This is a genomic window from Chromohalobacter marismortui (assembly GCF_004364315.1).
GTDB classification, from domain to species: domain Bacteria; phylum Pseudomonadota; class Gammaproteobacteria; order Pseudomonadales; family Halomonadaceae; genus Chromohalobacter; species Chromohalobacter marismortui.
Genome location: NZ_SOBR01000008.1, coordinates 66,016 through 88,023 on the forward strand (window position 1 = coordinate 66,016; position 22,008 = coordinate 88,023).

At 62.2% G+C, this 22,008-nt stretch carries 23 protein-coding genes and 1 tRNA gene; 13 read left to right on the forward strand and 11 right to left on the reverse strand.

The genetic code is table 11. From position 1 onward, the window contains the following. Positions 1–36: 36 nt before the first annotated feature. The 5 genes from secF to queA form a co-directional block, all read right to left on the reverse strand. Positions 37–945, reverse strand: a complete 909-nt coding sequence (gene secF, locus C8E00_RS14565) for a protein translocase subunit SecF (protein WP_133698247.1) — start codon at positions 943–945, stop codon at positions 37–39. Positions 946–957: 12 nt separating this feature from the next. After that, positions 958–2,808, reverse strand: coding sequence for a protein translocase subunit SecD (gene secD / locus C8E00_RS14570; protein WP_133698248.1), 1,851 nt, complete (start codon positions 2,806–2,808; stop codon positions 958–960). A gap of 94 nt (positions 2,809–2,902) precedes the next feature. Beyond that, on the reverse strand, positions 2,903–3,232 hold the full coding sequence (yajC, locus tag C8E00_RS14575) for a preprotein translocase subunit YajC (protein WP_133698249.1): 330 nt from the start codon (positions 3,230–3,232) through the stop codon (positions 2,903–2,905). Positions 3,233–3,299: 67 nt separating this feature from the next. Beyond that, the gene (tgt, locus tag C8E00_RS14580) at positions 3,300–4,418 is read right to left on the reverse strand and encodes a tRNA guanosine(34) transglycosylase Tgt (RefSeq protein ID WP_133698299.1); all 1,119 of its coding nucleotides are present in this window, start codon (positions 4,416–4,418) and stop codon (positions 3,300–3,302) included. Between the two features lie 10 nt (positions 4,419–4,428). Beyond that, a complete protein-coding gene (gene queA / locus C8E00_RS14585) occupies positions 4,429–5,499 on the reverse strand; it encodes a tRNA preQ1(34) S-adenosylmethionine ribosyltransferase-isomerase QueA (protein WP_133698250.1) in 1,071 nt (356 codons plus the stop codon). Positions 5,500–5,659: 160 nt separating this feature from the next. Here queA and C8E00_RS14590 point away from each other — a divergent pair. Continuing rightward, positions 5,660–5,746: transfer RNA gene (locus C8E00_RS14590), tRNA-Leu, on the forward strand. 191 nt (positions 5,747–5,937) lie between these two features. Here the strand turns inward: C8E00_RS14590 and C8E00_RS14595 are convergent. Further along, a complete protein-coding gene (locus tag C8E00_RS14595; RefSeq protein ID WP_133698251.1) occupies positions 5,938–6,720 on the reverse strand; it encodes an EAL domain-containing protein in 783 nt (260 codons plus the stop codon). 195 nt (positions 6,721–6,915) lie between these two features. Between C8E00_RS14595 and C8E00_RS14600 the strand changes: the two genes are divergently transcribed. Both C8E00_RS14600 and C8E00_RS14605 read left to right on the forward strand, forming a co-directional pair. Then, positions 6,916–7,275 carry an MliC family protein gene (locus C8E00_RS14600; RefSeq protein WP_133698252.1) on the forward strand — a complete coding sequence of 120 codons (360 nt, stop codon included), beginning with the start codon at positions 6,916–6,918 and terminating at the stop codon, positions 7,273–7,275. A gap of 97 nt (positions 7,276–7,372) precedes the next feature. Next, positions 7,373–7,981, forward strand: a complete 609-nt coding sequence (locus C8E00_RS14605; RefSeq protein ID WP_133698253.1) for a LysE family translocator — start codon at positions 7,373–7,375, stop codon at positions 7,979–7,981. Between the two features lie 21 nt (positions 7,982–8,002). Here the strand turns inward: C8E00_RS14605 and C8E00_RS14610 are convergent, their stop codons facing one another. Then, complete coding sequence (locus C8E00_RS14610) at positions 8,003–9,655, reverse strand: acyl-CoA dehydrogenase family protein (RefSeq protein ID WP_133698254.1); 1,653 nt, start codon at positions 9,653–9,655, stop codon at positions 8,003–8,005. Between the two features lie 295 nt (positions 9,656–9,950). Between C8E00_RS14610 and C8E00_RS14615 the strand changes: the two genes are divergently transcribed. Continuing rightward, positions 9,951–10,508 carry an NUDIX hydrolase gene (locus tag C8E00_RS14615; protein ID WP_133698255.1) on the forward strand — a complete coding sequence of 186 codons (558 nt, stop codon included), beginning with the start codon at positions 9,951–9,953 and terminating at the stop codon, positions 10,506–10,508. 56 nt (positions 10,509–10,564) lie between these two features. Next, positions 10,565–11,059: a glutathione peroxidase gene (locus C8E00_RS14620; protein ID WP_133698300.1), complete on the forward strand. Its 495-nt coding sequence runs from the start codon at positions 10,565–10,567 to the stop codon at positions 11,057–11,059. A gap of 12 nt (positions 11,060–11,071) precedes the next feature. Here the strand turns inward: C8E00_RS14620 and C8E00_RS14625 are convergent, their stop codons facing one another. After that, on the reverse strand, positions 11,072–11,461 hold the full coding sequence (locus C8E00_RS14625; protein ID WP_133698256.1) for a DUF7079 family protein: 390 nt from the start codon (positions 11,459–11,461) through the stop codon (positions 11,072–11,074). A gap of 185 nt (positions 11,462–11,646) precedes the next feature. On the opposite strand from C8E00_RS14625, the gene fabV reads away from it, so the two are divergent. Beyond that, a complete protein-coding gene (fabV, locus tag C8E00_RS14630; protein ID WP_133698257.1) occupies positions 11,647–12,852 on the forward strand; it encodes an enoyl-ACP reductase FabV in 1,206 nt (401 codons plus the stop codon). 54 nt (positions 12,853–12,906) lie between these two features. Then, positions 12,907–13,881 carry a GlxA family transcriptional regulator gene (locus tag C8E00_RS14635; RefSeq protein ID WP_208291943.1) on the forward strand — a complete coding sequence of 325 codons (975 nt, stop codon included), beginning with the start codon at positions 12,907–12,909 and terminating at the stop codon, positions 13,879–13,881. 20 nt (positions 13,882–13,901) lie between these two features. Here the strand turns inward: C8E00_RS14635 and C8E00_RS14640 are convergent, their stop codons facing one another. Beyond that, positions 13,902–15,347 carry a M48 family metallopeptidase gene (locus C8E00_RS14640; RefSeq protein ID WP_133698258.1) on the reverse strand — a complete coding sequence of 482 codons (1,446 nt, stop codon included), beginning with the start codon at positions 15,345–15,347 and terminating at the stop codon, positions 13,902–13,904. A 144-nt stretch (positions 15,348–15,491) separates the two neighbouring features. Between C8E00_RS14640 and C8E00_RS14645 the strand changes: the two genes are divergently transcribed. Together C8E00_RS14645 and C8E00_RS14650 are read left to right on the forward strand one after the other, a co-directional pair. Continuing rightward, the gene (locus tag C8E00_RS14645) at positions 15,492–15,743 is read left to right on the forward strand and encodes a sulfurtransferase TusA family protein (protein WP_133698259.1); all 252 of its coding nucleotides are present in this window, start codon (positions 15,492–15,494) and stop codon (positions 15,741–15,743) included. Continuing rightward, a complete protein-coding gene (locus C8E00_RS14650; RefSeq protein ID WP_133698260.1) occupies positions 15,740–16,831 on the forward strand; it encodes an AI-2E family transporter in 1,092 nt (363 codons plus the stop codon). Before C8E00_RS14645 ends, C8E00_RS14650 begins: the two co-directional genes overlap by 4 nt. Here C8E00_RS14650 and C8E00_RS14655 read toward each other — a convergent pair whose 3' ends face one another. Beyond that, positions 16,832–17,308 (reverse strand): peroxiredoxin, encoded by a 477-nt coding sequence (locus tag C8E00_RS14655; RefSeq protein WP_133698261.1) that lies wholly within the window; start codon positions 17,306–17,308, stop codon positions 16,832–16,834. It abuts the gene before it with no gap. Between the two features lie 260 nt (positions 17,309–17,568). Between C8E00_RS14655 and dapA the strand changes: the two genes are divergently transcribed. From dapA to purC, 4 genes are all read left to right on the forward strand, one after another. Next, positions 17,569–18,453: a 4-hydroxy-tetrahydrodipicolinate synthase gene (gene dapA, locus C8E00_RS14660; protein ID WP_133698262.1), complete on the forward strand. Its 885-nt coding sequence runs from the start codon at positions 17,569–17,571 to the stop codon at positions 18,451–18,453. 91 nt (positions 18,454–18,544) lie between these two features. After that, the gene (locus C8E00_RS14665; protein ID WP_133698263.1) at positions 18,545–19,504 is read left to right on the forward strand and encodes an outer membrane protein assembly factor BamC; all 960 of its coding nucleotides are present in this window, start codon (positions 18,545–18,547) and stop codon (positions 19,502–19,504) included. A 13-nt stretch (positions 19,505–19,517) separates the two neighbouring features. Continuing rightward, the gene (locus C8E00_RS14670) at positions 19,518–20,309 is read left to right on the forward strand and encodes an MBL fold metallo-hydrolase (RefSeq protein ID WP_133698264.1); all 792 of its coding nucleotides are present in this window, start codon (positions 19,518–19,520) and stop codon (positions 20,307–20,309) included. 124 nt (positions 20,310–20,433) lie between these two features. Continuing rightward, positions 20,434–21,144 (forward strand): phosphoribosylaminoimidazolesuccinocarboxamide synthase, encoded by a 711-nt coding sequence (gene purC / locus C8E00_RS14675; RefSeq protein ID WP_133698265.1) that lies wholly within the window; start codon positions 20,434–20,436, stop codon positions 21,142–21,144. A gap of 56 nt (positions 21,145–21,200) precedes the next feature. On the opposite strand, the gene tsaA is transcribed toward purC, so the two are convergent. After that, the gene (gene tsaA / locus C8E00_RS14680) at positions 21,201–21,959 is read right to left on the reverse strand and encodes a tRNA (N6-threonylcarbamoyladenosine(37)-N6)-methyltransferase TrmO (protein ID WP_133698266.1); all 759 of its coding nucleotides are present in this window, start codon (positions 21,957–21,959) and stop codon (positions 21,201–21,203) included. Positions 21,960–22,008 lie beyond the last annotated feature (49 nt).

Sequence of the window (22,008 nt, forward strand, 5' to 3'; positions counted from 1 at the left end):
GGCGTATCGGATATCGAAGGCTAGGCCGACGCTGGCTCAGGGCAGTTCCTCTTCCTCATCGCCTTCCTTCTGCGTCGGGATCAGGTCCTGGCGCTCCAGCTTGACCACGAGCAGCAACGCCGCGGCGACGTAGACTGACGAGAACGTCCCTGCGACGACGCCCAGGATCAAGGCGATCGAGAAGTTGTGGATCATGTCTCCACCGAGGAAGAACAGTGCCAGCAGCACCAGGAGTGTGGTCCCCGAGGTTGCCATGGTACGCGCGAGGGTCTGGTTGATTGCCTCGTTGAATATCTTCGGCATGTCGTCGATTTGAGACTTGCGGATATTCTCGCGTATTCGGTCATAGACGATGATGGTGTCGTTGAGTGAGTAACCGATCACCGCCAGGATGGCGGCGAGTACCGTCAAGTCGAAATCCAGCCCGAACAGCGCGAAGATGCCGAGTATGATCACCACGTCATGACCCAGGGAGATCAGGGCGCCGAGCGCGAACTTGTACTGGAAGCGGAACGCTACATATACCATGACGACCGCCAAGGCCAGCAACATGCCCATACCGCTCTGATCGCGCAGTTGGTCGCCGACCTGTGCGCCGACGAATTCGGCGCGCACCAGGTTCACCTGATTCGCATCGCTATTCAGGATGTCGACGACCTGCTGACCGACGTCGTTGTCGAACGTTTTCTGCAGGCGTACGAGGATGTCGCTGGCGGTGCCGAAGGTTTGCACCTGGGCATCCTCGAAGCCTTGGGCCTCGAGTTTACCACGCAGCTCGTCAAGCTCTGGTGCTTGCTCATAGCGAACCTCCACCAGTGTGCCGCCGGTGAAGTCCAGGCCCAGATTGAGACCTTTGAACGCCAGGGCGCCAATCGCAATGACCGTGAGCAGCACGGAAACGGCGAAGGCTATGCGGCGCTTGCCCATGAAGTCTAACTGTCGCATCGCTCGCTCTCCTCAGATCCAGATTTTCTTCAGCGGGCGTCCGCCGATGGTGAGGTTGATCAGGGCACGCGAGACCATGATGGCGGTAAACATCGAGGTCAGAATGCCCAGCGACAGCGTGACGGCGAAGCCTTTGACCGGCCCGGTGCCGATCGAGAACAGGATGACCGCCACCAGCAGCGTGGTGATATTGGCGTCGACGATCGAGGTGAAAGCGCGCTCGAAACCCGCGTGTATGGCCTGCTGTACAGGCATCTTGGCTCGGATCTCTTCACGTATTCGTTCGAATATCAAGACGTTGGCATCCACCGCCATGCCCAGGGTCAGCACGATCCCGGCGATCCCGGGGAGTGTCAGCGTGGCGCCGAGCATCGACATGGCGGCGACCAGCAGCACCAGATTCAGCCCCAATGCGACGTTGGCGACTATCCCGAACGCCTTGTAGCGCGCCAGCATGAACAGCACCACGAGCAACAGGCCGACTACCACCGACATGATGCCTTGGTTGATGTTTTGGGCGCCCAAGCTGGGCCCGATGGTACGCTCCTGGGCAAAATAGATCGGTGCCGCCAGGGACCCGGAGCGCAGCAGCAATGCCAGGTCCGCTGCCTCGGCCGAGGAGTCGAGGCCGGTGATACGGAAACGGTTGCTCAAGGCGCTTTGGATGGTCGCCAGGCTGATGATGCCGCGTTTGGTGTAAGTGTCGCGCTTTTCGACCTGCTTGCCGTCTTCCATCACGGTATAGGTACGCGTCTTGTGTTCGATGAAGACGACCGCCATGTTACGTCCGATATTGGAACGTGTGGCGCGGTTCATCATCGAGCCCCCTGTGCCATCGAGGCTGATGTTGACCTGCGGACGGTTGTTTTGATCGAAGCTACGGCTGGCGCTGGAAACATGGTCACCGGTGACGATGACGTCACGCATCAGGTCGGCGGTGCGGTTTTCGTTGTTGCGGAAGTGGAAGGTTTCGATCTCGCGCTCGGGTGTGTCCGGACGCGCTTCCAGGCGAAATTCCAGGTTGGCCGTAGATCCCACGATGCGCTTGGCGGCAGCGGTATCCTGTACACCGGGCAGTTCGACCACGATGCGGTCGGGACCTTGGCGCTGTACCAGCGGCTCCGAAACACCGAGCTCGTTGACGCGGTTGCGAATGGTCGTCAGGTTTTGATTGACGGCATAGTCCTGCAAGTCCTGAACGGCTTGCTCGGTGAAGGTCATCGCCAGGGCCGCGCCGCTCTGAATGTCGGGCGTGCTGTACTCGAAATCCGGGAACTGGCCGCTGATGACCTCGCGTGCAGCATTGCGTTCCTGCTCGTTGGCGAACTGGAAGGTGATCGTCCGATCGTTGATCGTGGTATCGCGATAGCGTATGCGTTCCTCGCGCAGCGTATCGCGAACAGCGCTGGCATTGGCCTCCAGGCGCTGCTGGATCGCGGCTTGCATGTCGACCTGCAGCAGGAAGTGTATCCCGCCCTGGAGATCGAGGCCCAGCTTCATGGGCGTGGCGGAAAGGGCGGCCAGCCAGTCGGGTGTCGCGTCGGCCAGATTGAGTGCCACCGTGTAGTCATCGCCGAGACGCTGATCGATGATGTCGCGCGCGGGGATTTGCTGACCGGCCTCTTCGAGGCGAATCAGCGCACTATTGCCATTCAGTTCGCTGCTCTTGATGTCGATGCCTTCGTCCCTGAGCGCTTGGGTCAAGCGATCGAGACGCTCTTGATCGAGTGCGGAACCGCTGGCGGTACTGCTGATCTGAACGGCAGGGTCGGCGGGGTAAAGATTGGGTAATGCGTAGATGACGCCGACGATGAGTACGATGAGTATCAGCAGATACTTCCACAGGGGATAACGGTTGAGCATGGAAGCCCTGTCCTTGTTGCTGACGCAGAAGACAACCACCGACCCGAGGCCGGTGGCGATGAGGAGGAGCGGTTACGCCCCTCCTGATAGGGGATCAGATGGACTTCAGGGTGCCCTTGGGCAGTACCGCGGCGACGGAGTTCTTCTGCACGTTCACCTCGGTGCCTTCGGCGATCTCCAGGCTGATGAAATCGTCGCCCACTTTGGTGACGCGTCCCATCAGGCCGCCCCCGATGACAATCTCATCGCCCTTGGCAAGGTTGCTGATCAATTGTTTGTGCTGCTTGGCACGCTTGGATTGCGGGCGCCAGAGCAGGAAGTAGAAGATCAGTACGAAGCCGACCAGCATGACGATTTGGGCAATGCCGCCGCCCGCGGATGAAGCATCCTGCGCATGAGCTGCGGGAATGAAAAACTCCAGCATGGATTGTTATCTCCGGATGGTAGTGGGGTGAATCTATGGCCGGGCGCGTGACCCGGCTGGCATTTGATTACGCAGACAGCGGTGGCACCGGCATGCCGCGCCGAGCGTAGAAATCCTCGACAAAGGCAGTCAATGTACCCGCTTCAATGGCCGTGCGCAAACCAGCCATGACCCGTTGGTAATAGCGCAGATTGTGTATGGTGTTGAGCATCGCGCCGAGCATTTCACCGCAACGATCGAGATGATGCAGATAGCTGCGCGTGAAGTGCCGACACGTATGACAATCGCACCCTGCTTCGAGTGCCTGCGTGGAGTGGCGATGCTGGGCATTACGGATCTTGACGGTGCCTGCAGCGATGAACAAATGGCCATTGCGCGCGTTGCGCGTGGGCATCACGCAGTCGAACATGTCCACTCCGCGCCGCACGCCCTCGACCAGATCCTCCGGCTTGCCGACGCCCATCAGGTAGCGGGGTTTGTCGTCCGGCATCCAGCCCGGCAAATAGTCGAGCACCTTGAGCATCTCGTCCTTGGGTTCGCCCACCGACAAACCGCCGATGGCGAGCCCGTCGAAGCCGATGTCCAGCAGCCCCTTCAGGGAGCGCTCGCGAAGCGCGGGATGCATGCCACCTTGGATGATGCCGAACAGCGCCGAGGGCGAGTCGCCATGCGCGATGCGCGAGCGTTGGGCCCAGCGCAGCGACATCTCCATCGAACGCTTGGCTTCTTCTTCGGTGGCGGGATAGGGAGTGCATTCATCGAAGATCATCACGATGTCCGAGCCCAGCGAGCGCTGCACGGCCATCGATTCCTCGGGGCCCATGAAGACCTTGGCGCCATCCACGGGCGAGCGGAAATGCACGCCTTCTTCGGTGATCTTGCGCATGTCGCCCAGCGAAAAGACCTGAAAGCCGCCGGAGTCGGTGAGGATCGGCTTTTGCCATTGGGCGAAGTCATGCAGGTCGCCGTGCGTCTCGATGACCTCGGTACCCGGCCGCAACCAGAGGTGAAAGGTGTTGCCGAGGATGATGTCGGCGCCGATCTGCTCGACCGACTCGGGCGTCATGCCCTTGACCGTGCCGTAGGTGCCGACAGGCATGAAGGCGGGCGTTTCCACGGTGCCGCGAGGGAAGCTCAAACGGCCGCGTCGTGCCATGCCATCCTCGGCGAGGCGCTCGAAGCGCATGAAACTGTCGTTACGCATGGGAAGTCTCGGGGAAGGGGTGTGACGTCTCAGCTCGGCTGAGGAACATGGCATCGCCATAACTGAAGAAGGCGTAGCGCTCGGCGACGGCTTCGCGGTAGGCATGCATTACCTGGCGATAGCCGGCAAACGCCGAGACCAGCATCAGCAGGGTCGATTCGGGCAAGTGGAAGTTGGTGATCAACGCATCGACGCAACGCCAGGCATACCCGGGATAGATGAAGATATCGGTATCGCCGCGGTAAGGTGTGATGCAGCCGTCATCGCGGCCCTGGCTGGCGGTTTCCAGGCAGCGCACGCTGGTCGTGCCCACGGCGATGACGCGTTTGCCGCGTGCCTGGGTGGCCTCGACCTGGCGACATAGCGTCTCGTCGACTTCAAGCCATTCGCTGTGCATGTGGTGCTCGCGAATATCGTCCACGCGCACCGGCTGAAAGGTGCCCGCGCCCACATGCAGGGTGACATAGCCCATTTCCACACCACGCTCGCGCAACGCTTCGAGCAATGGCGTATCGAAGTGCAGGCCTGCAGTGGGCGCGGCGACCGCCCCTTCGCGTCGTGCGTAAACGGTCTGGTAGCGCTCGCGGTCGTCGAGTTCGTCGTCGCGGTCGATGTAAGGCGGCAACGGCATATGCCCGTGGCGTTCGAGCAATTCGATCATCGGCGTCTCACCTAAAAAGCGAAGCTCGAACAAGGCCTCGTGGCGTTCCTCGACCACTGCGTGGATGTCGCCTTCGAAGATCAACTCGGTCCCGGGCCGGGGTGCCTTGCTGGCGCGCAAGTGCGCCAGGCCGCGGTGTGCATCCAGCGGACGTTCGAGGAGCATCTCTATGCGTCCGCCGCTGGCCTTTTGGCCGAATAGCCGAGCAGGAATCACGCGAGTGTCGTTGAAAACGAGCAGATCGCCGGGCTCGAGGTGCGTCAGCAAGTCGGTGAAACGGCGATGTTGAATCTCGCCGCTGGTGTCGTCCACACACAGCAGACGACAGTCGCTGCGCTTCTCGGACGGGTAACGGGCGATCAACTCATCGGGAAGATCGAAATGGAAATCGGCGCGCTGCATGGCGTTGGAGAGAACGACCTAGGATCGGAAAACGGACATCGGAAATGAGGCACGCGCGGCGTGCGCTCGACGAAAGTGGCCCATGATAATCGAGACGCACGACGAAGTCAGGCCCGAATGATTGACGTCGCCAATCTGCTCCGTATAATACGTCTCCGCTGCCCGGGTGGCGAAATTGGTAGACGCAGCGGATTCAAAATCCGCCGGTGGCGACACCGTGTCGGTTCGAGTCCGACCCCGGGCACCAACTCAAGATCAAGCACTCAGCATGTCCCTTCCTCGCTTGGTTTTGTCTGCTTTTCCCTGATGGTCATGTCAGCCATGTGTCATCGCGATCCGCCTGAGGGTGCATCGCGGTCTCGTGGGTAGGTGGCACTCTCTGCCGTACTTGAATGTTCGACTGCCCGTGGCCAAGATGCTTGACCACGTCACGTTCGATCAGTCGCTCAAGATGTCGGCGGTATCTGAAAAATCCGCGACCACCGGCAACGCTTCGAACGCGGGGCGCGCGTAATAGAAGCCCTGATGTTGCACGATACCGGCTTCTTCATGCAGCCAGCGCGCTTCCTCCCGGCACTCGATGCCTTCGGCGACCGTCTCGATGTCGAGCTGGGAGGCGATGTCTGCCACCGACTTGAGCAGGATCTGGCGACGCGTATCGCGATGGCAGTTCATTACCAGATCACGGTCGATCTTGAGCTTGTCCGGGCGCAACTCGGTGAGCAGGTCGAGGTTGGCGTAACCCGTGCCGAAATCGTCCAGGGCGGTGGTAAAACCCATCTGGCGGTAGGCGTCGATGATCGAGCGCAGGTGGGACCGGTCGGTGACGCTTTCGGTTTCGGTGATCTCGAACACCAGTCGCTCGGCGGGCCATCCGACCTGCTTTGAGATCGCGAGCGTCGCCTGTATGCAGGCCTCGGGTTCATAGACGGCATTGGGCAGGAAGTTGATCGAGAGCGCGCTTGGTATCTCGAGTTGTGCGGCCAGTTCGATGGCCTTGACGCGACAGGCCTGATCGAAACGGTAGAGAAGCGTGTCCGAGACCTGTGACAATATCTGATAGGCCGATTCGCCATTGACGCCGCGAACCAGGGCTTCGTGGGCGATGATGCGTTGTGTCGCGACGTTGACGATGGGCTGGAACGCCATGCTGAAGTCGAACGGCAAGGGACCTTCGCAACGTTGACAGTGATGGTCGGTTCGCGCGCAATGCGTCGTCATGCCTGATCTCCGTGTGATGGGCTGAGAGCACCATCATGATGCCCGATATTCCGGTGCGTGCTGAGCGCGGCACGCGTCGTTTAAGATAAAGTGTCGGTAACAGTGTTATATGATCATAAAACAGCATCGATGCGCTCTTGAAAACAGCGCGGCGTATTCGTGCTTTCACCCTGACGTGTCTGGAAAGGAGTTCCGATGAAAACCGCGAATCTTACCCTGTTGGCGCTTGCCACGTTGATGAGCGGGTGTGCCCTGCAAGGCGGCGACAAGGATCGTGCCGAGCAGCATACCCAAATCTACCAGTGTGCGGGCGAAACCTCGCTGTCGGTGACTTATTTTCGGTACGCTGGTGATATCGATCGTGCCATGCTGGGCTACGAGCACGATTCCATTCCCATGCACCAGGTGGCCTCGGGCTCTGGAGCACGCTATGTTAGCGACGACGAACAGCTCGCTTACGTCTGGCATGCTCAGGAGGGCGAGGGCATGTTGTACCGTGAGAACGGTGAGGCCGAGCGCGACATCCTCGCGCGTGATTGTCAGGTGGATAAGTAAGCGACGCTCTTTCTCTTTTTTGTCGCTGCAGCCTTTGTAGTCGCATCTGCCAAGTCATGGGTGGGTGCGGTGCTCATTTCATGACGGGGTTTGTGTGATGTCGCTTAGCTTGTGGCTGTCGCTGGCGGCGGTCTGTGCCATGGGCGCAATGTCGCCGGGGCCGAGCCTGGCGATGGTGCTGCGCCACACGCTAGGTGGCGGGCGCATCGCGGGTGTTCTCGCAAGCGTTTGTCATGCGGCGGGCGTGGGCTTCTACGCAGCGTTGACCGTGTGGGGGTTGGGCGCCGTCATCGTTCATCAGCCGGTCGTGTTCAAGGCGGTCACCTGGGGTGGGGCTGCTTATCTGGCGTGGCTTGGCGTGAAGGCGCTGCGCGCCGGCCGAGGCGGTGCCCTGGAGACAGGCGGGGTGGCGAGCCGCCCTGGCGCGGCTGCGCGAGACGGCGTACTGGTGGCGCTGGCCAATCCCAAGCTGATTCTATTCTTCGTGGCCTTGTTGAGCCAGTTCGTCAGCGCTGACATGAGCGCAGCCGCCAAGGCGACGATCGTGGCGACGGCGTCGTTGATCGACGCCGGCTGGTACGTGCTGGTGGCCCTGGCGCTCTCGCATTCGGTGGTGTTGCCCTGGCTTCAGGCGCGTGCGCATTGGATCAACCGGGCAACAGGGCTCTTGCTGCTGGGGTTGGCGCTGCGCATCGTCATCGGTTGATGGGGGGCGTAGCAACCACCGTCAGGGCGCGATTCGCTCAAGGATAGCGTCCAGCGGTGCGTGTGACGGCAAGACGCCGAACAGCGGTGAGGCCTCTTCGCCGAGACGCGCCGCACAGAAGGTCTCGCCGATGGCGGCGGGCGCATGGCGCAACAGCAGCGCGGCTTGCAGGCATTGCGCGAGGCGTTGGGTCAGCCAGCGTGCCTGCGCTTCCAGTACGTCCGGCGTGGCCTTGAGGCGGCGTTCGAGGGTCTCGAGCGCCCGGTCGAAATCGGGGTGAGCGCCGCGTGCCAGCGCGAGCTCCCGACGCAGGGCGGCGATGCTTTCCGGATGACGGGCCAGTACTCGTATCACGTCCAGACACATGACATTGCCCGAGCCTTCCCAGATCGAGTTCACCGGCGCCTCGCGGTAAAGCCGCGCGAGCGGTGCTTCCTCGACGTAGCCGATACCGCCGAGACATTCCATGGCTTCGGCCATGAACGCTGGCCCGCGCTTGTTGTGCCAGAACTTGGCCAGTGCCGGAAGCAGCCGCGCCAGGGCGCGTTCGTGATCATCGTTGGCGGCGCCGTCGAAGGCACGGGCCGTGCGCAGGCACAAGGCCAGGCTCGCCTCGGTTTCCAGGGTCAGGTCGGCGATTACCCGGCGCATCAGGGGCTGATCGGCGAGGCGTTTGCCGAACGCTTCGCGCCCCTTGACATGGCGCCAGGCCTCCAGCGTTGCCTGGCGCATCATGCCGGCGGGGGCGGTGGCGGCATCGAGCCGCGTCTGTTGAACCATCTCGAGAATGGTGGCGACGCCGCGTCCAGGCTCGCCGATGGGGTGCGCCCAGGCATCGGTATACTCGATTTCCGCCGAGGCGTTGGCGCGATTGCCACACTTGTCCTTGAGGCGCTGCAATTGAATGCCGTTGCGTTCGCCATCGGGACGAAAGCGTGGCACCAGGAAGCAACCGATGCCGTCGTCATCCTGGGCGAGGGTCAGGAAGGCATCCGACATCGGGGCGCTGCAGAACCATTTGTGGCCGGTCAGCCGCACGCTGCCATCCGCTTGGCGTGTCGCCTGAGTGGTGTTGCGGCGCACATCGCTGCCGCCTTGTTTCTCGGTCATCGCCATGCCGAAGGTTGCCGCACGCTTGTCCCCGGCGGGCAGGGCGCGCGAGTCATAGTCATGCGCCAGCAGACGCGGCCCCCAGGTCTCGAGGATGGTGTTGTCGTGACGTAGCACGGGATAGGCGGCGTGCGTCATGGTGATGGGGCAGCAGAACCCCGGCTCGACCTGAGTCAATAGATACAGCGCGGCGACATGCGCTTGATGACCGCCGTTGCCTTCCTCTTCCCAGGCCACGGCCTGCCAGCCGCCGTCGCAAGCCAGATGCATCAAGCGGTGATACGACTCAGTGTAGTGCACCTCGTCGAGACGGCGCCCGTGGCGATCGAACAAGCGTAGCTCGGGAGAATGACGGTTGGCCTCGTCGGCGATGGCTTGCCAGCATTCCCTGCCGGCGTCACGGGCGAGTGGGGCGAGACGCTCGGCTACCCAGGCCGGCGCCTCGCGGGCCAGCGCCTCGCGCAGGGCCTTGTCTTCGTCCAGAAGGTCGCGGTCACCACCGGGCAGGGGCTGGTTGATGACCTCGTGCGTGACGAGATGCGTGCGAGCGGCATGATCCGGCATGACGTGACTCCCGTGGCCAGTGGGCGCAATAGCGTCTCTGGAGCATGGTCAGCGCCTGCCATGAGGTCAATGAGACCCTGGTGGGGTTAGTCGCTTGCGTCGCCGCGCGCTAGCGTCTGGGCGATCCAGCGCCCGCGCCCACGTCGTGGCCATGCCTGCGATAGCCCGGCTTGAGGCGTGTCTCCACGCGCCCTGGTGGAGACCTTCTGCATGTCCATTAGTGTATTCGACATGACGCGATGCCCCGGCTCTGGCATGCTGACATTTTCGCGCATCGACTCGCACAGGACCCGCCATGGCCACGCCGTCGTCTTCCGCAGCGCCTGGGGCGCTGCCGCAGCCGTTCATCAAGGATGAACGCATTCAACTGGTGGACGCGCGTAATCGGCCTTGCGGCAGTGCCTCGCGCAGGTTGATGCGACGCTTTCGCTTCTGGCATCGCGCGACGTATGTGTTCGTGCGCAATGGCCGGGGTGAGCTATGCGTGCAGCGTCGCACGCTGACCAAGGAAGTCTTTCCCGGCTATCATGATTTGGCTACCGGCGGCGTGGTCGGTGCGGGTGAGGCGGAGCACGTTGCCGCACGCCGAGAATTGGCGGAGGAGTTGGGTATCGAGGGCGTCACGTTGACGCCGTGTTTCACGTTTCGTTACACCGATGGCGGTAACTTCATTCATGGTAGTGCCTTCATGACCGACTATGACGGGCCGCTGGTCCTGCAGCAGGACGAGGTGGCCGACGCTCATTGGTTGACCGTGGAGGCGGCGCTTTCTCTGCAGGATGCCACGCCGGATAGCCGCATCGCACTGACGCACATGCTTGCCCAAGGCTGGTTGAGGGCGCAAGACGATTGAAGCCCCGTACCGGGCGGATGACAATACGGAAGTGTTGAGGACGATGCGTGATGGCGATGACGTTATATAGTCAGGATTGTCACACCAACCGAATGGAGCCTTTCAACCTGCGTGCCTTGCGCGGGCAGGTGTTGCTCATCGTCAATGTCGCCAGCCGCTGCGGTTATACGCCACAGCTCAAGGAACTCGAATGGCTGTATCGCCGTTACCACGATCAGGGGTTTACCGTGCTGGCGTTTCCCTGCAACCAGTTCGGTCGTCAGGCCCCGGAGTCGGCCGAGAGGTTTGGTGACTTCTGTGCGCGAGAGTACCGGGTCAGCTTTCCGGTGATGGAGAAGGTGCACGTCAACGGGCGCGATGCCCACCCGCTGTTCGTGCTGTTGCGCCGCCAAGCGCCGGGCATATTGGGCAGCACGCCCATCAAATGGAATTTCACCAAGTTCCTGGTGGGGCGAGATGGCCATGTGATTCGGCGCTTTGCGCCACGTGTCTCGCCACGCCGATTGACGGCGGATATCGAGCGGGCGCTGGATATTCCATTTTCGGCATGACACCTGTGCCACTCATGACGCGGTGACTTGCAGGCGCTCGATCAAGACATTGAAGCGCGGCCGACTCATCATCGTGGTCAGGCCTGAAAACAGCAACCAGAAGCCTTTTCGCCAGCCTTGCAGGCGACGTGTGTGGCGTGCCAAATCAAGCAGCAGCCGGTCCTCGTCGAAAGCGCGCCATTCCCCGGCCACTGACATCTGATGGCGCGCCATGACCGGTGCCATCTCCAGCCGATAGATCATTTCCAGCTCCTGAGGGGTGTGGCCTTGTGCCTCGATGACCTCGAGCATGCGGGCGTATTCATGTTCACGGGGTTCGCGCTCGAGCCACAGCGGCGAAAGCGCTAGCCACAAGGCGCCACGGCGTTCCAGCAGGGCTTCGAGATCAGTAGGGTCGTGCATGTTTTTGGGCCTTCGCTGTGAGGGGGCATCTTCGGACACTCGGCCATGGCGAGCAAGGGGGTGCGGACATGGACGCCATCTCCCGCTAGAATGCCCCACAATAGTGAAGCCGTGCATTGGCGCGTGTTTCCCCGTGGCGGTTTCCACCGCGATCAATGAATGACGTCAGCAAAGAGGTTCCCTCTGTGATCATCAAACCCAAGGTTCGTGGCTTCATCTGCACCACGACGCATCCCAAGGGCTGCGAGCGCAACGTTGCCGAGCAGATCGCCACCACGCGTGCGAATATTCCGCAAAGCGAGCAAGAAAAAGGCCCCAAGAAGGTCTTGGTGATCGGTGCCTCCAGCGGCTATGGCTTGGCCGCGCGTATTACAGCGGCCTTCGGTTACGGCGCGTCGACCCTGGGGGTGTTCTTCGAGAAGCCGGGCACCGAGAAGAAGCCAGGCACGGCGGGCTGGTATAACGCGGCGGCGTTCGACAAGTTCGCCAAGGAAGAAGGCCTTTACAGCAAGGCAATCAATGGCGATGCGTTCTCGCATGAAGCGCGCACCAAGGCCATCGAGTTGATCAAGCAGGACCTGGGCCAGGTCGATCTGGTGGTGTACTCGCTGGCTTCGCCGGTACGCAAGATGCCTGACAGCGGCGAACTCAAGCGCTCCGCCCTCAAGCCCATCGGCGAGACCTATACCGCCACGGCCATCGACACCAACAAGGATGCCATCACCGAGGCGTCCGTGGAGCCGGCCACCGAGCAGGAAATCGCCGATACCATCACCGTCATGGGTGGCGAGGACTGGGAGCTGTGGATCGACGCGCTGGACGAGGCGGGTGTGTTGGCGCCGGGCGCACGCAGCGTGGCGTTCAGCTACATCGGCACCGAGATCACCTGGCCGATCTATTGGCATGGCGCGCTGGGCAAGGCCAAGGAAGACTTGGACCGCGCTGCCGGCGAGATCGACGCGCGTCTGTCCCAAGAGGGCGGCAGTGCCAATGTGGCAGTACTCAAGTCAGTGGTGACCCAGGCCAGCGCGGCGATCCCGGTGATGCCGCTTTATATCTCGATGGTCTACAAGGTCATGAAGGAGAAGGGCCTGCATGAGGGCACCATCGATCAGCTCAACCGCTTGTATGCCGAGCGTCTGTATTCATCACAAGAGCAGGATACCGACGAAGCGGGGCGCCTGCGTCTCGACGATTGGGAGCTACGCGACGACGTGCAGCAACCGTGCAAGGAGCTATGGTCGCAGGTGACCACCGACAATCTCTTCACGCTGACCGATTACGCCGGTTACAAGCACGACTTTCTCAAGCTGTTCGGCTTCGAACGTGAGGATGTCGATTACGAGGCGGACGTCGATCCCGTGGCGGAGTTCGACGTCGTGCAGTTGTGAGCCGCATGGCTGGCGTCGGTCGACCGACGAACGCGTTGGTGGAGGCGCTGCTTGATGCCAGGGAGTGAAGAGCGCCGCGACGCACCACGCCAGGTGGGGTTTTTGCTGTTGCCGGGATTTTCGCTGCTGGCGCAGGCCTGCGCCATGGAGCCGTTGCACGTCGCCAATCTGCTCGCCGAACGTCGTCTCTATGTGCCCCGGACCTTCGGGTTGGATGGGCGCGCAGTGAAAAGTGCTGCGGAGTTGGTGCTGACGCCGGAAAGCGTGGCCGGCAATGATGCCCAGCCGCTGGATATGCTCGTGGTGTGCGGCGTCAGCCCGTCGCCGGCGAGTGAATGTCCGGAACTGCACGACTGGCTGCAACGGCTGGCGTCACGCGGGGTCATGCTGGGCGGCATCGCAGGGGGGACTCAGGTGCTGGCGCGCGCCGGCGTGCTGGAGGGCTATCGCGTCACGTTGCACGTCGCCGGGGCCGAAGCGTTCATGCGGGACTTTCCCGGCGTGCATGTCTCGCATCAGTTGTTCGAGATCGATCGTGACCGGTTGACCTGCGGTGGCGGCACGGCGTCGATGGACATGATGATGACGCTGATCGCCCAGCAGCACGGCAATCGGCTGGCCGAGCGCGTTTCCGAGCATTTCGTCTGCGAGCGTATCCGCATGGCCGACGAGCCTCAGCACGTACCGTTGCGCGCGCGACTTGCCCACGCCCCGCAAAGCCTGGTCGACGCGGTGACGCTGATGGAGGCCAACATCGAAGAGCCGTTGACCACTCACGAGCTGGCGGAACATCTGGGGATCTCACGGCGGCAGCTGGAGCGGCTGTTCAAGAAGTACCTGCAAGCGGTGCCGAGCCGTTACTACTTGGAGTTGCGTCTTCAAAAAGCCCGCCAACTGCTGCGTGATAGCGAGCAGGCGGTCGGCGACATCGCCCTATCCACGGGGTTTTCCTCCGGGGCACACTTCTCCACGGCCTATCGCAATCATTTCGGTATCAGCCCGCGCGATGAGCGCATTCCGCGTCATTGACGGTCGCCTGCGCACACGCGCTAGAAGTCCTGGAGTGCCCGTCGGTACCCCAGGTAGGCCTTGCGGCGTTCAGCCAAGCGGTTGGCCATGACGAAGTCGCCTTGCTCGCGTGCTGTCTCTTCGGCGATGTCGAGCTGCTTGATGGCGCGATCGATGTGACCGGTCAGTTGCAATTGCTCGGCGCGGGCGAGCATTCCCCACAGATTGTGGCCGCTGCGACCGGCGGCTTCCGCGAGAAGGGTGAAGACTTGTGGATCCTCGGGGTATTGATCGCTCATGCGACGCAGGACATCAAAAGCCTGGCGCGGTGCTTGCTGCAGCAGCACCTTGGCCTCGACAAGTTGCGCCGGACGGTAGTCCGGTTGCAGGCGGAGAATGCGCCGGGCACGGCGCAGGGCGTCGTCGCGTTGACCGGCGTCAAGGGCGATCTCGGCGGCGCTGGCCGGCAGCATCGACATATTGGGGTGTGCTGCGCTCAATTGGTCGAGCGTCGCGAGTGCCTGGTCGGTATGGCCGGTCTGGGCATTGGTCAGCGCCTGCAGATAGCGTACGGCAGCGTCAGGCGGGGCGTCCTGGCGCAGCTGGGTCATGGCCTGCTCGGGGTTGTCGCGGTGGAGCGCCAGCAGGGCGCGTGCGCGAACCAGGGAGAAGGCCAAGCTGGCGTGCGGCTCGGGCGAGGGCAACTGGTTGGCGCGTGCCTGGGTATCGCTGATACGCGATTCGGTGACCGGGTGCGTGAGCAGGAACTCCGGTGGATTGCCGCCTTGTAGACTGGCCCGACGCTGCATGGCGCGAAACATGTCCGGCATGGCCTGCGGGTCGAAGCCGGCATCGGCCAGTGCGTCCAGGCCGATGCGGTCGGCCTCCTGTTCGAAGCGGCGCGAGTAAGCGAGCTGGTCCTGAATGAAGGCCGCCTGGGACCCGACCATGGTCGCCAGGCCGGCATCGCCCGCGCCGCCGGCGGCCAGCACCATGCCAATCAACATGGCCCCCATGGTGGGGAGCTGGGTTTCTTCCACACGCTGCATGCGGCGGGCGAAGTGGTGCTGGGACAGGTGGCCGAGTTCGTGGGCGATCACCGACGCCAGGGCATCCTCACTCGCGGTGAAACTGAACAGGCCGCTGTTGACGCCGACGATGCCGCCCGGTACGGCGAAGGCATTGAGCAATCGGCTGTCCACCAGCGTGATGACGATGTCATCGTTGACCCCGGTATAAGGCAACAGGCGCGCCACCAGGCCATGCATGTAATCCTTGGCGATGGGGTCTTGCCACACGTCGGTCTGGGCGCGGAACTGGCGTAGCCAGGCGCGTCCCAGGCGGTGTTCCTCACCGCTGGAGACGGTAGCGCTGGCGCCCCCCAGTTCGGGAAGATCGTAATCGTCTTGTGCCAGGACATTCGACGCAGGCGCGCAGAAGGTCAGAGCCAGGCATAAAACAGGAAAAAGCATCCAGCGACGTGGCATGGGCTTCCTCTTGAATGGCGTGACGGAGGAGGTAGGCCGACGGCGTGATGCACGCCATGCTATCGTCATCTTAGACATTGAACTGACTGGCAAAGTGCCTTTAAATCGTGGCGTTTTCAACTATCGAACCACTGGGAGACGCAGATGGCGTTGCAACCCGATCACGTGCTCGATGCGTGTGGCCTGCATTGTCCGTTGCCGCTGCTCAAGGCCAAGCAGGCCTTGTCGACGCTCGAAGTAGGCGCGCTGCTCGAGGTTCAGGCGACCGATGCGGGCTCGTGGCAGGACTTCGAGAGCTTTGCCGCACAGGGCGTTCACCAGCTAGAAGCGCGTGAAGAAAAAGGCGGTATCTACCATTATTGGCTACGCAAGGGTGAACGGGGAAGCACTGCATGACGATGAAAAGCCTCTTCAAGGGGTGGGTGGAGCGCTATTTCTCGGACGAGGAAGCGGTTGTCTTGCTCATCGTGCTGGTGCTGGGCTTCGCCGCCGTCATCTGCCTGGGCCGGATGCTGGCACCGTTCTTCACCGCACTGGTGTTGGCCTTTCTCCTGGAGGGCGTGGTGTCGTGGCTGGAACGGCGCGGCCTGCCACGCCTTCTGTCGGTGCTGGTCGTCTTCCTGTTCTTTCTGGGCGCGTTATTGGCTCTGGCGTTGATCATCATGCCGCTGGTCTGGAACCAGATGGTAGAGCTAGTGCAGGAGGCGCCACGCATGTTCGCGAGTAGCCAGGCGTGGCTGGATGGCTTGCAGTCACGCTATCCGACCCTGATCACGCCGAATCAGATCGAAGACTGGATCGCCACTGCCGGACGCGAGGCGACCCAGCTCGGGCAACGAGCCTTGACACTGTCGCTGGCATCGCTGGGTAATTTACTGGGCATGATCGTTTACCTGGTGCTGGTACCGATCCTGGTGTTCTTCCTCCTCAAGGACCGTGAACGCTTGACCCAGTACCTGCTTTCCCTATTGCCCAGGAAGCGCATCCTGATGACGCGCATCTGGCATGAAATGGACGACCAGATTGCCAACTACATTCGCGGCAAGGCGATCGAGATACTGATCGTGGGCGTGGTGGCATTCATTACCTTCTGGTCGTTCGGCTTGCCCTACTCCACCTTGCTGGCGCTGATCGTCGGTTTGTCAGTGCTGGTGCCTTACATCGGCGCGGCGGTGGCGACTCTGCCGGTAGCGGCGGTGGCGGGCTTTCACTTCGGTATCAGCGAGCAATTGGCCTATGTCCTGATCGCCTACGCCATCCTGCAGGCATTGGATGGCAACGTGCTGGTGCCGATCCTGTTCTCCGAAGCGGTCAACCTGCATCCGGTGTCGATCATCCTTGCGGTGTTGTTCTTCGGCGGCATCTGGGGGTTCTGGGGCGTGTTCTTCGCGATTCCGTTGGCCACTTTGCTCAAGGCGCTGGTATATGCCTGGCCGCGCGGTGTGCGCGACCCGGACCTGCACTCTCCGCCAGCGGTGCAGTGATCAGGAGGCCGCATTGAGTTCGCGGGCGGCGTCGAGCACTGCCTCGACGTGGCCCTTGACCTTCACCTTGCGCCATTCGCGGGCCAGCTTGCCCTCGGCATCGATCAGGAAAGTGCTGCGTTCTATCCCCAAGTGCTCCTTGCCGTAGAGCTTCTTGAGCTTGATGACGTCGAACTGGCGGCACAGCGACTCGTCCTTGTCGGAAATCAGCTCGAAATTGAACCCCTGCTTGGCCTTGAAGTTCTCATGAGCACGCAACCCGTCTCGCGAAACCCCCAGGATAACGGTGTTGGCAGCATCGAAGTCGGGCTTATGGTCACGAAAATCGCCGCCTTCGGTGGTGCATCCCGGCGTACTATCCTTGGGGTAGAAATAGATCACGACCTGGCGACCTCGAAGGTCGGACAGCGTGATCTGCGTATCGCCCGTTGCCGTGGCGGTGAAGTCGGGTACGTGTTGGCCGATGCTGACGCTCATGATGATCTCCTCGAGTGATGATGCGAACGCTGTGGTTGTCTGAACGCGGATGGACAAGATTACATGTCAGCCATGCGCGCGTGTCAAAGCATGCCGCTTCTGTACAGGATGAAGCTGGCTGAGTACCATTTGATGCTGATCGACATCATGACGAAATAGGCCGGTCCGGCGCTTGAAACGCCCGGTTGGCGATACGTTCATTTTTATCGCCCGCGCATGCCGGTGGCACGCTGGCCCGATTCACAGGAGAGCACTGCAGCATGATCACAGGCAGCATCGTCGCCTTGGCGACACCGATGAAGGTCAGTGGCGATATCGACTGGGACGCGCTGCGTCGCCTGGTGGGGTTCCATCTCGACAACGGTACCGATGCCATCGTCGCGGCGGGAACCACTGGTGAGCCGACCACCATGTCGTTCGCCGAACATTTCGACGTCATTCGCTGTGTCGTCGAGGAGGTCGACGGCCGTATCCCGGTCATCGCCGGTACTGGCGCCAACGCCACCTCGGAGGCGGTCGAGCTGGCGCGTTACGCACGTGAAGTAGGCGCGGACCTCTGCTTGTCGGTGGCCCCTTACTACAACAAGCCCACCCAGGAAGGGCTTTATCAGCATTTCAAAGCCGTCGCCGAAGGCGGCGGGCTGCCCGTCATTCTCTATAACGTGCCAGGGCGCACGTGCTCGGATATCTACAACGAGACCGTGTTCCGTCTCGCCGAGCTCGAGAACATCGTGGGACTCAAGGATGCCACCGGCAATCTGGAGCGCGCCGAGGAATTGGTCGAGCGCTTGAAAGGCACCGGTTTCGCCTTGTATTCCGGCGACGACCCCACGGCGTGCGATTTCATGCTGATGGGTGGCCATGGCGACATCTCGGTGTGTGCCAACGTCGCGCCCCGCGCCATGCATGAGCTGTGCAAGGCCGCCGTGGCCGGGGACGACGAGCGCGCGCATCAGATCAACACGCGGTTGATGCCATTGCATACCGTGCTGGGCGTCGAAGCCAATCCGATCCCCGTGAAATGGGCGCTGCATCGCATGGGGCTGGCGGAGCAGGGCATTCGTCTACCGATGACCTGGCTATCCGATAAGTATCACTCCACGGTGAGCGAAGCATTGCAGCTCGCGGGTGTGACCGAAGGCTGACAAACCGTCGAGAGGCGTCAAGGGAGCCTGAGCGCTGTTCGGCGTTGACGGCCCTCTGCGACGTCGACCAACGCATAAATAAGGTGGATGCATGAAACCCGTCCTTAAATGGATGCCGCTGATCATTGGCGCTACTCTGGTCGTAAGTGGCTGTAGTCGTTCCGGTTTTTATTACGACCGTAACACTGAGTATGTCGATGCCGAGATGGTCGAACCGCTAACGCTGCCGGAATCGCGCGATCCATCACGTTACCAGAACGCCATGCCGGTGCCCGACGCCGAAAGTGATTTCGCATCCACGGAAGGCGATTTCAACGTCCCGCGGCCCCGTCCTCTGGTGGCTAGCCAGGCAGCCGATGCGACATTCGTTGAGTCCCGCGAAGCCGGTGATGAGCGTTGGTTGGTCGTCAATGCGGCGCCGGGGGCTGTCTGGCCGATGCTGCAGGGCTTCGCCGCTGCGCAGGGGCTGAATGTCGAGCGCGCCGATGTCGATAGCGGGCGTCTCGAGACTGATATGGGAACGTTGCGCGTTCGCCAAGGGTTGCGTAGCGGTACCAGTGAGGTGCGCTGTATGGACAGTGTCAATCAGGTTCGCTGCCTCGACGCCTTGCAGCGCTATCTGGCCGCTAATGCTGGCGATCAGGTCGGTGTTTCATTAGCGGCGCAGCCGCTTGCCCGCGACGACCGTGTGCAGTTGGTGAACCAGAGTGGCGAGTGGCAGCTCGAGCTGGCGCTGAACCTCGAGCGTGCCTGGCCTGAACTGCGCTATCAGTTGGAAAACGACTTCGAGAGCGAACGCGGCACACTGGTCGACCAGAATCGTAGCGCCGGTCAGTTCGTGATCGACTACGCCGTCCGCGATGACGATGCCGGGTGGTTCGATTGGCTCGACTGGTTCGGCGACGACGCTGCGACCCAGCGCTATCGCCTGAATGTCAGTGCCAATGGCGACAATGCCACGCAGGTGCGTGTCAGTGGCGAAGACGGTGGTCCGGTGGATGCCGGCGACGCCCGTGAAGTGCTCGACGCCGTGGCGGCGACCTTGCGCTGAGATGCTGGGTAGCATGACGGATCGGCCTCAGGCGTCGCTGGCGCTGCGTTTTGCATCGCTGGGCAGCGGCAGCAAGGGCAACGCGACGTTGGTCAGCGATGGGGAAACGCATGTGCTGGTGGATTGCGGCTTCGGCATGCGCGAGGCGGAGCGTCGTCTTGCGCAGTTCGGGTTGCATCCCCGCCAGCTCGATGCCGTTCTGCTCACCCACGAGCATGGCGATCACATTCGCGGCGTGGGCCCCCTGGCGCGACGCTACGCTCTGCCCGTCTACCTGACCGTCGGGACCTGGCTCTCGGGGCGCCTGGGCGAAGTGCCACGTCACGAGTGGGTGGTGCCCCAGTCACGCTTCGCGATCAAGGGGTTGGAGATCGACGCGGTGACGGTGCCGCACGATGCGCGCGAGCCGGTGCAGTTCCGGTTTCGAGCGCATGGCCGCCATCTGGGCGTGCTTACCGATCTCGGCCATCCCAGTGAGCACGTCATCGATGCGTTCCGCGGCTGTGATGCGTTGATTCTGGAGTGCAATCACGATCGCCACATGCTCGATGTCGGCCCCTATCCACGCAATCTCAAGCGGCGCGTAGGCGGTCACTGGGGGCACCTGGCCAATGTCCAGGCCGCCGAGCTTCTGCCACGGCTGGGGCTGGATCGGCTGCAGCGTATCGTGTGTTCGCACATTTCAATGGAGAACAATCATCCCGAATTGGCGCTGGAGGCGTTGACGCCTCTGTTGTCCGGCGATGCATCGCGATTGCTGGTATCGGCGCAGGACCACGGCTTCGCCTGGCAGAGCATTGCTTGAGTCGAAGGCGCGCGCGTCGTGGGCAGCGTAGAGACACCTTAGTAGTCCATGAAAACGTCGCGGATCCTGCGATCCGCGCTCAGACAAGAGCCAGCCGGCCCGGTGGGGCCATTGTGGAGATCCCATGCAAAAACGTGATGAGCTGTACGCGGGCAAGGCCAAGTCCGTCTACCGCACCGATGATCCGCAGCGTTTGATCCTGCATTTTCGCGACGATACCAGTGCCTTCGACGGCAAGAAGAAGGAATCGCTGGCGCGCAAGGGCATGGTCAACAACAAGTTCAATGCCTTCATCATGGAAAAGCTCCAGGCCGCGGGCATTCCGACGCACTTCGAGACGCTGCTCTCCGACGATGAATGCGTGGTCAAGAATCTCGAGATGATTCCCGTCGAGTGCGTGGTACGCAATGTCGCGGCCGGTGGGCTGGTACGCCGTCTCGGCGTCGAGGAAGGCCAGGCGCTGACGCCGCCGACCTTCGAGCTGTTCCTCAAGGACGATGCCAACGGCGACCCGATGATCAATGAGTCGCTGGCCGAGACGTTCGGCTGGGCGACGCCTGAGCAATTGGCGACCATGAAGACGCTGACCTTCCAGGTCAACGACGTCCTCAAGCAGCTGTTTCTCGACGGTGACATGCTGCTGGTCGATTACAAGCTCGAGTTCGGCCTCTTCGACGGCCAGGTGACGCTGGGCGACGAGTTTTCGCCGGACGGCTGCCGCCTGTGGGATGCCAACACCCGCGAGAAGATGGACAAGGACCGCTTCCGTCAGGGCTTGGGTGGCGTCATCGAAGCGTATGAAGAAGTCGGACGGCGGATCGGCATCACGTTCTGATCGCTGCGCATCGTCGGCCTACTCCAGCGGGGCGCTCAAGAGCGCCCCGCAGTCGTTCACGCGGGCGCAGACGCCGCGACGATGTCTTCCACGTGCATCGCGTCGATGGCGTCGGTCGTGCGCGGGTAGAAGCGCACGTCGACGTCACGCAGGTGCACGCCGTAACGGCGCTCGGATGTGCCCGGCGCGTTCTTGTGGTAGGCGGGGCGCGGGTCCTGGGCCAGCACCTGGCGGATTAGATCGCGCAGCGAGTCCCCATCCTCGCGCGTGAGCAGGGTCGCCTCGGCGGCGGCGGAAAACGTCACCGGCAATGACGCGGGCGGGGCTGGTGCGAAGCCGCTGCGGGCCTCGGGACGCGACTCCGCCCAGGCCAGGTACGGCTTGATGTCGAGCACGGGGGTGCCGTCGACGAGGTCGTGACTGCGCAGGTGCAGTGTCACGCCCCGGCGGGTATCGACCTCGACCAGTTCGACCAGCGACAGCCCCAGACGGTTGGGACGGTGCGTGCTGCGCGTGGCGAAGACACCCTGTTTGGCATTGCCCCCCAGGCGCGGTGGGCGCACCAGCGGCGTCCAGCGCGCGGGGCTGTGGTGGAAGACGAAGGTCAGCCAAAGATGACTGAACGTATCCAGGCCACGCACGCTGAGCGGATCATCGAACGGCGGCGTTAGCGTGAGCGTCGCCCGCGCGGCACTGGCCAGCCCCGGTTGGCGGGGAATGCCAAATTTGTCGGGGTAGTCGCTGGCGATACGCCCGATGGGCGTGAGCGTGAACGCGCTCGGTGCCTGGGAAGAAGAGAAGTCGCAATCGGTCATGACGCTATTATGCCCAAGACCGGCCTGTACGACGAGACATGCTGGTGAG